General features: G+C 56.9%; 11 protein-coding genes. 10 read left to right on the top strand and 1 reads right to left on the bottom strand.

Features of this window, described 5'->3' with window-relative positions:
- The first annotated feature begins 41 nt into the window (after positions 1–41).
- The 10 genes from V8P77_RS13065 to V8P77_RS13020 all read left to right on the top strand — a co-directional run bounded on the left by V8P77_RS13065 (position 42) and on the right by V8P77_RS13020 (position 12,819).
- On the top strand, positions 42–1,190 hold the full coding sequence (locus tag V8P77_RS13065) for a cysteine desulfurase family protein (RefSeq protein ID WP_264396569.1): 1,149 nt from the start codon (positions 42–44) through the stop codon (positions 1,188–1,190).
- On the top strand, positions 1,187–2,317 hold the full coding sequence (gene dndC, locus V8P77_RS13060) for a DNA phosphorothioation system sulfurtransferase DndC (RefSeq protein ID WP_264396570.1): 1,131 nt from the start codon (positions 1,187–1,189) through the stop codon (positions 2,315–2,317). The genes V8P77_RS13065 and dndC overlap by 4 nt, the downstream gene beginning before the upstream one ends.
- A gap of 29 nt (positions 2,318–2,346) precedes the next feature.
- Positions 2,347–4,548 (top strand): AAA family ATPase, encoded by a 2,202-nt coding sequence (locus tag V8P77_RS13055; protein WP_264396571.1) that lies wholly within the window; start codon positions 2,347–2,349, stop codon positions 4,546–4,548.
- Positions 4,545–4,970 carry a DndE family protein gene (locus tag V8P77_RS13050; RefSeq protein ID WP_264396572.1) on the top strand — a complete coding sequence of 142 codons (426 nt, stop codon included), beginning with the start codon at positions 4,545–4,547 and terminating at the stop codon, positions 4,968–4,970. Before V8P77_RS13055 ends, V8P77_RS13050 begins: the two co-directional genes overlap by 4 nt.
- Before the next feature lie 59 nt (positions 4,971–5,029).
- Positions 5,030–5,233: a hypothetical protein gene (locus V8P77_RS13045; RefSeq protein WP_264396573.1), complete on the top strand. Its 204-nt coding sequence runs from the start codon at positions 5,030–5,032 to the stop codon at positions 5,231–5,233.
- Positions 5,230–7,266 (top strand): AAA family ATPase, encoded by a 2,037-nt coding sequence (locus V8P77_RS13040; RefSeq protein ID WP_264396574.1) that lies wholly within the window; start codon positions 5,230–5,232, stop codon positions 7,264–7,266. The genes V8P77_RS13045 and V8P77_RS13040 overlap by 4 nt, the downstream gene beginning before the upstream one ends.
- Positions 7,266–8,753: an FtsK/SpoIIIE domain-containing protein gene (locus tag V8P77_RS13035; protein ID WP_264396575.1), complete on the top strand. Its 1,488-nt coding sequence runs from the start codon at positions 7,266–7,268 to the stop codon at positions 8,751–8,753. The genes V8P77_RS13040 and V8P77_RS13035 overlap by 1 nt, the downstream gene beginning before the upstream one ends.
- A gap of 2 nt (positions 8,754–8,755) precedes the next feature.
- Entirely contained in the window at positions 8,756–9,922 is a 1,167-nt protein-coding gene (locus V8P77_RS13030; protein ID WP_264396576.1) for an AAA family ATPase, read from the top strand.
- Positions 9,922–10,806 (top strand): hypothetical protein, encoded by an 885-nt coding sequence (locus V8P77_RS13025; RefSeq protein WP_264396577.1) that lies wholly within the window; start codon positions 9,922–9,924, stop codon positions 10,804–10,806. Before V8P77_RS13030 ends, V8P77_RS13025 begins: the two co-directional genes overlap by 1 nt.
- Positions 10,807–10,914: 108 nt before the next feature.
- Positions 10,915–12,819, top strand: coding sequence for a DNA phosphorothioation-associated putative methyltransferase (locus V8P77_RS13020; RefSeq protein ID WP_264396578.1), 1,905 nt, complete (start codon positions 10,915–10,917; stop codon positions 12,817–12,819).
- Positions 12,820–12,838: 19 nt separating this feature from the next.
- Here the strand turns inward: V8P77_RS13020 and V8P77_RS13015 are convergent, their stop codons facing one another.
- The gene (locus V8P77_RS13015) at positions 12,839–13,978 is read right to left on the bottom strand and encodes an RHE_PE00001 family protein (RefSeq protein WP_373694593.1); all 1,140 of its coding nucleotides are present in this window, start codon (positions 13,976–13,978) and stop codon (positions 12,839–12,841) included.
- Positions 13,979–14,027 lie beyond the last annotated feature (49 nt).

Raw genomic sequence — 14,027 nt, 5'->3', positions numbered from 1 at the left:
GGCTCGCTTCGCATGAGCGGACTTAAAGAATTGATGGGCTTATGCCGATTTATCTCGACTATCATTCCCACGCGCCGATGCATCCGGCCGCTAGGGCGGCAACCTTCGAAGCTTATGAACGCTTCGATTCAAACCCGCACTCCACCCACATTCACGGCACACTGGCCCACGATGCGGTGGAAAGCTCTCGTGGACAAGTTGCCCATCTAATCGGAGCTCGTCCTTCAGAGATCGTGTTTACCTCTGGTGCGACCGAAGCCAACAACCTTGTCTTTGCAGGCCTACGGGATCTGCTGACCGCTCAAAACAAGAAAAAGGTCGTAATTGGCGCGGTTGAACATCCTTCGGCACTCAAGGCGGCCGAAGCGCTTCGCCGTGATAACTTTGAGATCGTTTCCCTTCCCGTCCACACGGATGGTCTGATCGATCTTGATGCTGCGGCAGAAATGATTACCACCGATACGGGTATCGTGTCAGTAGCGGCGGCGAACCACGAAGTCGGAGTGTTGCAACCGCTAGCAGCACTTTCTGAGCTTGTCAGGACTCGCGGGAGCTTACTCCACTCCGATCTGGCCCAAGCCGCTGGCAAGATCGAACTCGATCTAAGCGTTCTCGATCTGGCGAGCATCTCGAGTCATAAGCTCGGTGGGCCAGGGGGTATCGGTGCTCTTTACGTGAGGCGGCTGATTAAGCCGAAGATGAAACCCCACCTCGCTGGTGGCGGACAGGAAGCGGGACTGCGATCCGGCACTCTGCCCACTCCCCTTTGTGTCGGGTTCGGCGTTGCCTGTCAGCTTGCCGCGGAGGAAATGGCAGAAACCGGCACGCGCGTGCGTCGTATGCGCGACTCGCTCCTGACGGAGCTTCTGGCGATTACCGGATCGAAGTTGAACGGATCGGCAACCGCCCGTCTTCCGGGTAACATTAACATTTCTTTCGACGATGTGGATGGCGAGGCGCTGGCGTATCACCTTCAGCAGTCAGTGTCGGTCTCGACGGGATCGACATGCAGCGCGAAATCGCTCGAGCCCTCGCCTGTATTGTTGGCGATGGGGCTTCCGAGACATGTCGCGGAGTCGGCAATTCGCATCGGCCTCGGGCCATTCACAACGGAACATGATATCGAGATCGCATCGCGGGCTATCACGGCCAGCGTAACCGAATTGCGATCCATTCGGAGACGAGCATGAACATCGTGGTCAATCCTGCGAATACCCAGGCCGCGGTTAAGTCGGGCCTCGCAGATAAACTCAAATCGGTGCTCGCTGATCTCCGCGATGAATACGTCCAGCCGCATTCCACCCCCTGGATCATCGGTTTCTCCGGCGGCAAGGACAGCACGTTGCTGGCCCAGCTCGTTTTCGAGATGCTGCTGGCTCTGCCGCCCAGGCTTCGCACCAGGCGCGTTCACGTTGTAGCGAACGATACGCTTGTCGAATCTCCGGTTATCGCGAGCCACCTTCAATCTGTACTCGATCGCATCGCAGGCTCGATCGACGCGTTGCGGCTCCCCGTCACCGTCGCGAAGACGGTGCCGGATATCGACCATACGTTTTGGGTGAACCTCATCGGGCGCGGTTATCCCTCGCCAAGCAGGATGTTTCGCTGGTGCACCGATCGGATGAAGATAATTCCGACTACCGAGTACATTCAGAACCAGGTCGACAAGTCAGGACAGGCCATCCTACTGCTCGGGGTAAGACGAGCCGAATCGTCCCAGAGAGCGCGCAGCGTCGAACGCTATGAAAATGGGGAGCGCCTGAACGCTCATAACAGCCTAAAGAATTGCTTCGTATATAAGCCGATTGTCGAGCTGACCACCGAAGAGGTATGGCAGACCCTGTTGCAGTCGAGCCCACCTTGGGGCGGTACCCATCGAGAACTGGTCACCATGTACCGGAACGCGGGCGCAGGCGAGTGTCCACTCGTCACCGACAAGAGCGAAGCGCCGTCGTGCGGGACGAGTTCTTCCCGGTTTGGCTGCTGGACATGTACCGTTGTCGAGAAGGACAAGAGCGCAGAATCGTTCATCGAATCCGGGTATGGTGATCTTGAGCCCCTTCTTGAATTCCGGGACTGGCTCAAGGAGATCCGCGAAGACGGCTCAATGAGAATGGCCACCCGGCGCAATGGAAAGCTGAATTTTGTCGGAGATGGCCGTCTGATCCCAGGCCCCTTTACACTGGACGCAAGACGACAAATCCTTGATAAGCTTGTTGCCATGCAGGTGGAGGTTTCCCTAGCACTTATCAGTGACGAGGAAATCGCCGCCATCAAGAGAATATGGGCAGAAGATCTCTCTAATCTTTCTGCCTAGAACGCCGCGAGATCGCATGGCTAGAGTATATGAGTAACAGTCTTGAACAATTACTGGAAGCCAAATCCATGCTTGGCTCCCATAAGAACCGTCGACGGCTTTTTCTTCGTTTTGACAGTATTTTCGCTTCTGCCACCATCGAGCCAGGGGAGCTCAGGAACCAGATAGCGGCAGTACACGACGGCCTGCGGCGCAGATGCCAGTTCAAACGGATCAGGATGTCCAACTGGAAGGCCTTCGATACCGCGGACCTCGAGTTCCCGACAACGGCGTCCGGTCGTCCGATTGTGCTGATTGGCGGCAATAACGGCAACGGCAAAACGAGTATTCTCGATGCTCTCATCGCGGGGCTGTACGGCGCGGCAAGCTTCATCGACGGTGGTCGCGGGTCCGCCCAGGCGTCTGAAGTGGTCCGGCGGGCGGAATATCGCAGCTTTATTGAGCGGGCTTTCCACAAGCCTGCGTACGATCGTGGCGAGCGGATGTCATCCGTCGTCGTGGAACTCTCGATACCCAACGGTCAGTTGGAGATCGAGCGACGCTGGTACTTCGATGATGACGGTCAGTTGTTCGAGGATGACGAAGAGGTCGTGATCCGCCTCGGCAAGGACCGCGATATCGTGGCAGTTCCTCAGGATGAAGACCCAATATCATTTTACGAGAGCCTCATCGCCTCGATCGTCGCCCCCGCCAGCATGATTCCGTTTTTTCTGTTCGATGGCGAGCGCGTTGTGGAGCTGGGCCGGAAAGACGTCAGGGAACAGGTTAGGATTGGGATCGAAAGCGCCTTGGGAATTTCGTCGCTCAAGCGTTTGGCTGCCGACCTTTCCGACTATGTGAAAGATCGCTCTCGCGACCTCGTCGACGAGGACGTCGATGCGGAGCTTCGACGGGATGTTACCGGACTTGAAGACAGGCAAGCTGAGTGCATACGCGACCGCGATGCAGTGGAAGCGGAGGCCGCTGTCCTCAAACAGCGACGCGACGCGATCGTTCACGACATGGGCGCGCTCACTAACCACAGCTTCAAGGACAGGCACGAAACGCTCGAAGCCAAACATATTGCAAACCAGCAGTTGGCCGCCCTACGCAACGAGATGGCGGCAACCGCATCACGGCTTCTCCCATACCTGCTTCTCGGTCGGCCGCTGATGAAGAGAACGGTCAGCGCGCTTGAGAAAGCAGCCAGCAGTCGTGTCTTGGACGGCAACCCATCGGAGCTCGCCCTCGAAAACCTTTTGAAAGCCCTGGATGAGATCGAGCCTAAGGTCGATCTTGCGACGGGCAGTATGATAAAGGAGAGAGTGCGGTCAGCGTGGACAGTCTCGCGCCCCGCGAATGTTGCTGATCAGAGCCGCCACAAGTACCTCGAGCGATACGATGTCGAACGAGTTATCCACGGCCTCGGGCAAGGCGTTCAGGACGCGAAGGTCCAACTGCCAGAATTCATCCGGCGGGCAAGAGAGCTCGGTCAGATTGTCAAAGAAAGCGACGAATCGCTCCAGTTTGAAGAGGGTATCGAAGCAGCGCGAAGCCGCTACTCAGCTGTGCTGCGTGAGATAAACGGCGAACTCGAAGCGGTCGAAAGAAAGCAACGCGAGAATGCGCAGCAACTTTGGCATATCGAGAACGAGCTCGCGGCGAAGCGGACAAATCTGGAAAGGAGGTTGATCCAGCGCCGCGGGACAGCTGCCGGACTTCCTGTCGTGGATGCAGCGACTACCTTGCGCATCGAAATTTTGAACGCCATAGACCATATCGTACCTGAATATTACGCCGCCTTGGCCGATAAGGTTTCGTCAAACTACCGCCAGCTTGCACACAAGACGGTTGTCCAGCGGATTGAGATCAACGAAGACGGCTCAGTCAGGATTTTTGATGCGGCCGGGACCGATATCAGCCAGGCGGAGGCCTCTGCGGGCGAGAACCAAATATTCGCGACGTCGCTGATTTCCGCCGTCGGAGGACTGGTTGGGTCGCAGCTTCCGCTGGTCATCGATACGCCGCTCGGCCGTCTCGACACTGGACATCGGGAGCGTGTGCTCGACTTCTTCAAAAATGGTGGAAGCCAGGTCATCATCCTCTCTCAGCCCGAGGAAGTCGGCGGACGATACTACGACCAGATAGCGGAGAGCATATCCGCCGAATACACCCTTTCATACAGGTCAGATGATGGCCTACTCGGCAGCACCGTACTTGAAGACGGCTATTTCAGGCAGAGGGCGGCATGAGCACGGTGCGTTATCCATTACAGCTTGGCGACATAGTGCGAGCCGATTTCCGTACATCTCTCCCAGCTGATCACGAGAACAGCCGTTTTCAGCGGGAGTGGGGCTTCGCGTTTCGCTATCAGCCAGCGCGGCTGGCGATATCAGCCTCGCTTTCTGATCCGACGCCCCCCTCTACGCATATCGAGGCCTATGGCAAGCCCATCAAGGGTGACACGTTGTTCGGCCAGGACGAAAGTGACCTCGCCGCATGGATCGCGTTGATCGTCGAACATTCCGGAGAGGACGAACTTTCGCGCCGCGAGTTTCAAGACTTGGTGGCCCAACACTGGGCGAGGGGGCTGGATATGCTCGAGCGAAAGCTGAACAAAGTCGAAGGTGGGATCGTGGGAGTGGTAGAAAATCTGCTCGCAACACATCCGTAACCCGATAAAGTTATACACTTTTTACATAAAGTTGATTATAGGTTGCATCACGGTGGACGATGCGAAATCAAGAACTCAGATCATCAATTGTTCGGGAAATCTGCGATAGCTCCGGTCTGGATGCGGAACTGATATTCCGCCTGCTGGATCTTGAGACAAAGCACCGCGATCTTCTTGCGTGGGGAGCGCGCCCGAACCTGCGCCGTGACATCACGGCGCTCTTCGAAGAAGAGTTCGAAAAGTGGCGGATCGAGGGTAAATGAAATTCACTCGGGTCCGTTTAAAGAATATTTTTGCCTACCATGGCCTGATAAATTTCGATTTTTCCATTACCAGCCAATCGCGCAACGTCGTGTTGATCTGGGGTCGCAACGGCATGGGAAAAACAAGCTTCTTGAACGCCGTGAAACTCCTCTTTACGGGCATTGCACAGAAGCAATTTCGGACGGTGGGCTTCCCCCCCTCCCTTCTGAATGAAAAACAGTATCTGCTCGGGGATGGCGCACGTTGGTCAGGTCTGGTCAACCGCAGTGCAAGGCGTAAAGCCGCTGTTCTCAACGAGACCGTCGAAACGTTCGTCGAAATTAGCTGGACCGACGAGGACGAAAGGGAGTTCACCGCACAGCGGTGGTGGCAAACCGAGGGGAACAACACGGCATCCGGGGTCTACATTGATTTCGACGGCAATAGAAAGGCCGGCGAAGCCGCGGAGGATTTCCTCGAGGAGACGCTGCCGAGCGATCTCGTGAAGTTTTTCTTTTTCGACGGCGAGGATATCAAGAGCATCGCGGAGTCATCCGGCACCCTGCAGAAGGACATCAATCGGCTTCTTCAGCTTACTTTCGTCGAAGAACTCGCGGAGGAGGTTCGAAAAGTCGCAGACGAACGACGTCTTCGAGGAATGCAGACCGAGCTCCGCCGTCAGGTCGATGCGGCTCTGGCGTCGCAGCGCAGTATCGAGACGTCCATTTTCGAGCTTGAAGAACAGCTTGTCGCCATCGACGACACCCTTACAACCGACGGCATTGATTTGCGCAAGCTCGAAATTCGACGGGCAAATCTCAGTTCAGGTGCGTCCGAACTCCAGCGCGACGCCCTTGAAAAGCAGTTGAAAAAACTAAACAAGCAACTCGAGGACTGCGTCGCGGAGATATCGACGCAGCTGCCATTGGATATTCCGGTCGTCGCTAACCTGCGGATACTCAAGCGCGTGCGAGATGAGGTCGAAGCGCGCATCGCCGCTGGTGGATCCGCTGAAGCAAATTTCGTGAGGCAGATAGACACACGGCTCCCCGGTTGGGTCGCCGAAGCCGCGCCCGATATGCCACATGAGGATGTCGCCGGGATTGCCCGGTATCTTTCCGGAAAGCTCAACGGTGCACTAAATCTTCCGGGCTCCGCCCTTGGGACATTCGCGGCCGCGGATGTGTTTCGGATAGAAAAAATGCGCCGTATGGTTGAACACTGGAGCGCAGCGGGCGGCGAACGGCAAGATAGACATGTCCGCCTCCTTGAGCAGGCCTCCCAAACGAAGGCGGAACTGGCTGAAGTCACCGAGGCTCTTCTCAAGCTCGAGGTGGGCGCTCAAGGCAATCTCGAAGAGTTCCGCGACGTGACGAACATGATCGAGGAGCTCCGGGTGAAGGAAGCCCGCCTGAACCAGCAGAAGGGCGTTTCAACGACCAAGTTGACGGACTTCAAGCAGCAGCGGATCGATATTGCGGAGACGATCATCCGTCTTCAGGCAAGCCAAAACCAAGCCACGACGGAAATGGCAGAGAGCAAGTTCGCGACGAGCGTATCTAAGGCGCTGAACGAAATCGCGTTGAGATTGAAAGACGCGACCCGCACGGAGCTTGAAGACTTACTTAATGATCGCTTCCGCCGAATTATCTCCCATCCCTTGATCAAGCGGATCGGGATCGATGACGCCTATGTGCTGACTTTTTATGAGGAGAACGGAAGACCGATCGGCCGTACGAGCCTCTCCAGTGGTATGAAGCAATTGGCTGCGACGGCGCTTCTATGGGCAATGAAAGACAGCGCCAACCGGGATATACCCGTGATAATTGACACCCCACTCGGTCGTATCGACCGCGAGAACCAGGATCATTTGCTGAAGTCCTATTATCCGGCGCTGGCGAGACAGGTCATCATCCTTCCCACAAACGCCGAAATCGATGCGCGCAAGCGGGGTCTTCTGGAGCCGCGCATCGCCGAGCATTATCTGATCGAAAACAACACCGGGGACGCCGCTGAGGTCAAACAGGGCCAAGCCCTCGTGGAGCTTGCCTGATGGTGTCACGTATCCACCTCACAAAAGATGAGCGTGCCATAATCGAACGCGTTTCGCAGGGATGGCGACAGAAGCTCGATCAGTGGACTATAGCGCGCCTGGCATTGGCCCGTTCACTTCAGATGACCGAGGCACCCTCGCCCGAGCTATATCCACCGCTTTCAGGACAGCGTGGCGGCGTCGAATTGCATCCAATGCAGCTTATCGGCGAAGGCAGGGCCAACGAGCTCGAGGACTTCACGGATCTGTATTGCGCGATGTTGTCGATCTACGAAGGCGCCGATCTGTTCGAGGATGAAGAACTCTACCATGCGGCACTTCAACGTCACGTCAGGCGCGGACTGGCGGTACTCAACGAAGAGTGGCGCGACCAGTCGGACTTGAACCGCTACATCCTCGACGAAATCCTTGTCGACCGGGCAAAGGAGGCCGACAGCGGAGAGACGAGTGACGGTCTCGGCGAACGAGTGACGCGCGCCCTCGGTCAGATCGGGGTGGATGCCAAACTGCAGTCAACATCCGTCGGGCCGCGCCTCACCCGCTTCAGCTACGAGCTTCCGCTCCTCGACGATCTGGACCGACTGCGCCGCGGTCAAGACAAGATCGGCTTTGCCCTTGGCCTCGGGGACAGGAAGATCGACATCGCCGTCGGCACCAGCGAGCGAACGGTTGTTCTAGACGTGCCCCGCCCTTCAACCACCTGGAAAACGGTAAACTGGCCGGACATCGTCTCCGCTCTGGACAGTCCCGCCGCATCTAAGATGTCGCTGCCGATTTGCCTCGGCACCAGCGTGCTCGGTGAGCCACTGCTGATTGATCTGGCTGAAGCTCCACATCTTTTCATCGGTGGCACGACAGGAAGCGGCAAAAGTATGTGCCTTCATTCCATCCTGCTCTCGCTGAACCACAACAAGGTATTGGCTCCGGAGCTGCTTCTCGTTGACCCAAAGGCAGTAGAATTCGCCGGCTACCGCGGCTTACCCAATTTGATGGGTAAAGAGCCTGTAGTGACGCCCGACGACGCCTACAGAGCGCTCAACGACCTAGTGGACGAAATGGAGCGTCGGCAAACTGTTTTCAAAGAACTTGGTGCCCGTGACATCTCCGAGGCGCTTGAGAAAGGCGCGCGCCTCAAGAGGATCGTCGCGGTGGTCGATGAACTCGGCGACCTGTTTTTGAACCGTCGCGAGATCGAGATCCCCCTTATCAAGCTGGCTCAGAAGTCCCGTTCATCGGGAATCCATCTCGTCTTAGCAACACAGAGGCCCGAGGCCGCCACTTTCCCTGGCCTGCTTCGATCGAACATACCGAGCCGTATCGCCCTTACGGTACAGAAAAATGCTGAATCGAGGATCATCCTCGATGAGGGCGGTGCCGAACAGCTCCTTGGCAAGGGTGACATGCTTGTTAAATTCACGGGGCAGCAAGTTGTGAGAGGTCACGGAAGCCGGGTTCTTCCGTCCGACATCAGCGAAATATTGAGATAGACATGCAGAATTTGACGATTTCGGACTGGAAGCTGATCCGCCTCACTGTTGAAGAGCTTGGGCCATTCCGCAACGGAAAGCGGGAGTTCGATTTTTTCGGGATCGAGCCGGGATCGTCGGACCCTTATTCGGCAGGTCCAGCGAACCTGTATATGTTACTGGCAAAGAATGCTTACGGTAAGACGACCGTACTCGAGGCGATTTTCGGCCTTTTCGGTCTACTAAATGAGAACCCGTGTGGCAGGTTTGCACAATTCACAGCCACCGGACAAGCTCAAGTCGATATCCGCGCGACCTGGACGATCGACGGCGTTTCGCAGGACGTGCTGCTGTCCGTGTGGACAGGCTCTCAAGGCCCTGTGCGGAGTTGGACGCCGGACGAGCTCGACACCGTGGCTCAAACCCGCAATTGGGCTGGGCTCGGTATATCGATGACGCCTCAGGGTCTGAGTGTGAGCTCCCAGACGAACGAACTCGGTGCGCTGTTTTATGACATAACGCGGCGTTCTCTCGGCCAGCCGCCAAGCGAGCTTTTTGGCTTGTCTCAAAACCTGCCCTCTATCCTCTATTTTCCGGCAGATCGACGTGTAGTCGCGCCTGTGGAGCATTTTGCCGTGACGCGACCGGATATCTGGGGCTACCAGCCAGCCCAGATATTCAGCTCCGACGGCCCCGAATGGGGTACGTCCATCGACAATGTACTTGTGTGGCTCGAATGGCTCGCCGACAGGCGCTCGGACGGCGCGGGCGATCGTCGGGTGGATGATCTTCTGTCATTCCTGAATGCCCTCATCTTCAAGGACGACCCGTCGAAGTCTATAACGCAGCCGCGGCGCGAGGAGCTGAGGACTTACGTCAAAACACGCTACGGTGTTCATTCGCTGGCTGCCCTCAGCCACGGCGAACGGGCAATGCTCCAGATTCTCGGTCGGACGTTGACCCACATGACATCGAATACGATCATTCTCATCGATGAAATCGAGATTCATCTCCATACAAGGTGGATGAACCGGATGTTCGAGGCGATGAAAGAGTTGCTTCGAAATTACACGGCCCTCACCCTGATATTCACAACACACAACCGTGAGCTGATGCAGGTTTTCCAGCACAACGTGCAGGAAGAAGGCCTGATCAAGGGTGGGCACTTGATAGAGAGCGACATCCAGTAATGGCGAACCTTTCTCAGATTTCGGACCCAGCCGAGCTGGACAATATCTACATCGGAAAAGTGGTCGTTTATGTGGAAGCTGAAAGTGACGCCAATCTCTTTGGCGTCCTGGTAGGGCCGGGGCATGCCGAGCGGATCGAATTCAAGATACCCCCGGAAGGCGGAACGGGCTGCGGACCCGCAATCGCGCGGGTGAAACGCGAGCGCGTCACCAACAGGAAGGTCTTTGGGCTAATCGATGGCGAAGCGGCCGCATCGTCCCATCTCGGCTTTGAAAAGATGCTCGAATGTGTCGAACCGACATTCGTGGTCGATGATCCCGAACTCGATGGCGTTCTGTTCCTGGCGGAACACGAGGCGGAAAACATTCTGTTGAGGCACACGGACGTCTGTCACTACGTCGTCAAAGACAGGACCCTTGCTGGCCTGCATACGAGGTCGGCGGACGATGTTCGCGAGTTGATCAACGGGGTCGTTGACCGCTACTTCTCGAGTGCTGTGTGCAAGTATACGAGTGCGCGTCTTCATTCAGCGCAGGCGATTTCCGGCATTCTAGACAGCGGAATGTTTTTCAACGATCTTTCTCGGACCGGGTTTCTCAAGCTGCTCAAAGCTAAGGTTGCCGCCGCTGGCTGCACTTGGGAGGTTTTTCGCACTGAGTTCAAAACACTGCTTCGGCTGATCAAAACCCGTTTCGACACTATGGAGGAAGCGCTGAAATCAGCGGAGCGGAGACGACTATCCGACGGAAAGAGCGCGCTTGCGAAGATCCAGAACGTATACGGCGTCAACAAATATTGGGAAGGTCACCTGGCCGACGAGCTGGCAAAGCTTCCCTACGCGACCGAATTTAGAGAGAATGTCTTCCTGAGGACCGGATTGTAAGTGCTGCGATTTAGCCGAAGCACCGGATGCAATAGCAGACCCTACGGGGCAGGGTGATTTCCGGCCGTAATTTCTACGGCGCGCCTGCTGAGAGAGAATGCTTGGACGATGGCTGCTGGGAAGAAGATCGGCCGAACACTTTACCTCCATCGGGATGCGATCGACGCCCTGCCCGACGATACTTTGCGAATTGTCGCCTCGGCCATGTCTTCGGGCCCGCCCTTCGAATGGAACGCCGTCAAGCTCGAAACAAGCAAGCTTTCGCTGTTGCAATACCAGGATTTCGATGCTCACGCCTTCCCGGTTTTATTGCGGGCGAGGACTTTCAAGCTCCCCGACTTCACCTTCACGGACACTGACTACTCGGGCCGCAAAAACCCTCCGATCCTGCACCGGAAGGAACTCCTTCTTGCTGAGGGAGATGCCCGCCGACCTGCATTCAGTGCGATCACTGCTCTTGCGGAACGTCATGACCTCTTTGCTGACGCCAAACGGATCGGTACCCGTGAGGCTTGGGGTAGACTTGTATCGGACGTGGGACTGCTTATAGACGGCCCTCGACTTCGTCACGCTTCGTTCGCCACCGTCGAGCGTCACAAGACCGCAATAACGCGCTACGACCTATCCGCTCCTGTGGCCTTGATGTTGAAGCAAGGCATGCTTCGGCCTGAATATAGCATGTTCGATTACGGCTGCGGTCTCGGCAGCGACGTCGCGATTCTGACTAAGAGCGGCTACGATGCGTTCGGCTGGGATCCTGCGCACAAGCCCGATGGGATAAAAAGAGAAGCCGACATCGTGAACCTCGGTTTTGTGGTCAACGTCATCGAAGATCCACGCGAGAGGGCCGATACGTTGAGGTCTGCCTGGTCATACTGTCGGAGAGGCCTCTGCATCTCGGCAATGCTCGCCAACCAAGCAAACGTCGCGGGACATACAAGCCATGGCGACGGATATCTGACATCGATAGCGACGTTCCAGAAATACTACGCCCAGGCCGACCTTATTTCATGGGTATCGGAGGTCCTTGGCGAGCAGGCTGTCACTCTGGGCAATGGATCAGTTGCATGCTTTAAAGACAAGGAACTTGAGCAGGAGATCAGGTTCGCCAGGTATTCGCGAATTTCTTCAGCCTCCATAGGATCGATGCGCCTTGCTCGCACTCTTCGTCCATTAAAAGCCGCGCGGGAGGTGCCCTCGGCTATCACATCCGCTCTATGGGACCTAGCGCTCAGCCTTGGAAGAGTTCCCACCCCCTTCGAAGTCGACCCCGAAACCTCATCCATCATCGCTCTCGCATCGCTTTCTCCAGCAGCGGCCATTCGTTCGTGTGTTGCAGGTTTTGATAGAGCCGAGCTTGAGGATGCAGCCCTAAAGAGGCGCGAGGACATGGTTGTCATGGCTGCCCTGTCGCTTTTCCCAGGATCGCCGAGATATACGACACTGCCACCCTCGATTCGACGAAGTGTTCGATATTTCTTCGGGAGCCATGAGCACCTTCTCGACGAGGCACGCGAGCAGCTCCGCGCACTTCAAGCGGCCGACTTTTTAGCAGAAAGCTTTCGCTCGGCCGTTGCAAATGGTGTAGCGACGATCAATGAATCCGCTTTGTCTTTTGGCATGGTCAGCGAAGAGCGTCTTCCGATAGGGATCAGATTGATGCTTGGCTGCTCGGAGCTTGTCTCTCCCGGTTTCAGCGCATGCGATATCGTTGAAATCGGGCCCGCGCGCGGAAAGCTGAAGGGCTATGTTTGCAGCAACATGGAGTCGCCTTTACCGAAGATTTCCTCCCGGGTTGTGGTCGATCTCGCGCGGTTCTCAAGTCACAGCAAGGATTTTTCAGACCGCGTGCTCTATACCAAGTCTCGATATATGGAACGCGATACGCCCAACCTTGAGCGGCAGCTTTCCATAGAGACTAGGCTCGTCGCTCACGGGGTCGTGGACCGATACGGGAATGGCCCGGAAGGCCGCGCGCTAAGTGCGATGTTGAAAAGCGCATTGAAAAGATAATTCAAACATCATCGCTCCGCTATAGGACGCCCCATGCCCGAAACCTCCCCCTGCCCGTCATCTCCCTCAAGCCCAGCTCCAAAACAATCCGCCGCGCCGCCTGCGGCGTCATCTCGAGCGTCTCCGCCACCATTTTCCCTGACACCAGCGGCTTTGCCATCACCAGTTCAACCAGTTCCGGCAGCTTTGAAGATGTCCGGCGCCCCTCCAATTTCCGCTCCATCAATGTTCGCGCCAGCGCCAGCCGGTCATGTTCTTTGAGCCCGATCTCGGCGGCCGCCAAAAAGCCGTGGGCGATGGCGAGCAGCCGGGTTTCGCGGTCCCGATGCCGACGCCGATCGACGGGAATGGTTTTCAGTCCGAGATTGACGGCGGCAAGATGCGCGCCTGACGTGACGCCGGCATGGCGCAGGATCGACGCCGCCAACAATCTGCCGAGCCAGGGCGCGTGCTGGAGGACCGAAAGCTCGTTCCAAGCATCAAGGGCGACGATGGCCTGCAGCACCGCCGGCAAGTTTTCGGCCTGGCGCAGCACAGCCCGCCATTCGTCCAGCCGCGCGTCCTCATCCCAGTCGAGATCGTAGACCATCAGATCTTTATCTTGGCCGCCGCCGCGGCCGGGCCGTGTTGCGTTCTCGATCGCCGCGTCTGATCGGGCGAGCACCGCATCAATGGCGGCGTCGTCGATACCGGGGAGGTTTTCGACGTCGTCGGCGTCTTCGCCCTCCCCTTCTGGATCGCTCGCGACCGCGGGCCGGATGGCACCGGGTGTCTCCACGTCGCCAGCGTCGGCCGACGTGATCTCCGCCGTCTTTCGCAGCGTCCGAACCCCGTCGGCAGTCAACGCCCAGCCGGGCGGTTGGGCGGCGATGCGCCGGCGGGTGCACAACACGTCGCGGGCGATTGTCAGTTCATGGGTGGGTGTGCGAATATCGCGGATATCGTCGTAGAGGACGAGGTCTTCGAGATGGACCAGTTCGCCGTCGATCCACAGGGAGGCGCAGGCGTCGGTGAACTGGGATCGCTCGAGCCATCCCTGGCCGACCGGTGAGCGGGCGATGCGCTCGTCAAGACGTGTCAGGGCGATACCGGCGCGAAACGCCGGTTCCAAAAAGCTCGAAATTGCCAATCTGTCGAAATTGTAAGCCATTGATTTTATGGTAAATTATACGAACTCTATAAAAAAGTTTGGGTTCCTCACATGGTAT

The sequence above is a fragment of the Rhizobium aouanii genome (assembly GCF_037002925.1).
In the GTDB taxonomy this organism is placed as follows: Bacteria; Pseudomonadota; Alphaproteobacteria; order Rhizobiales; family Rhizobiaceae; genus Rhizobium; species Rhizobium aouanii.
This window is presented reverse-complemented; position numbering and strand designations above follow the sequence as displayed.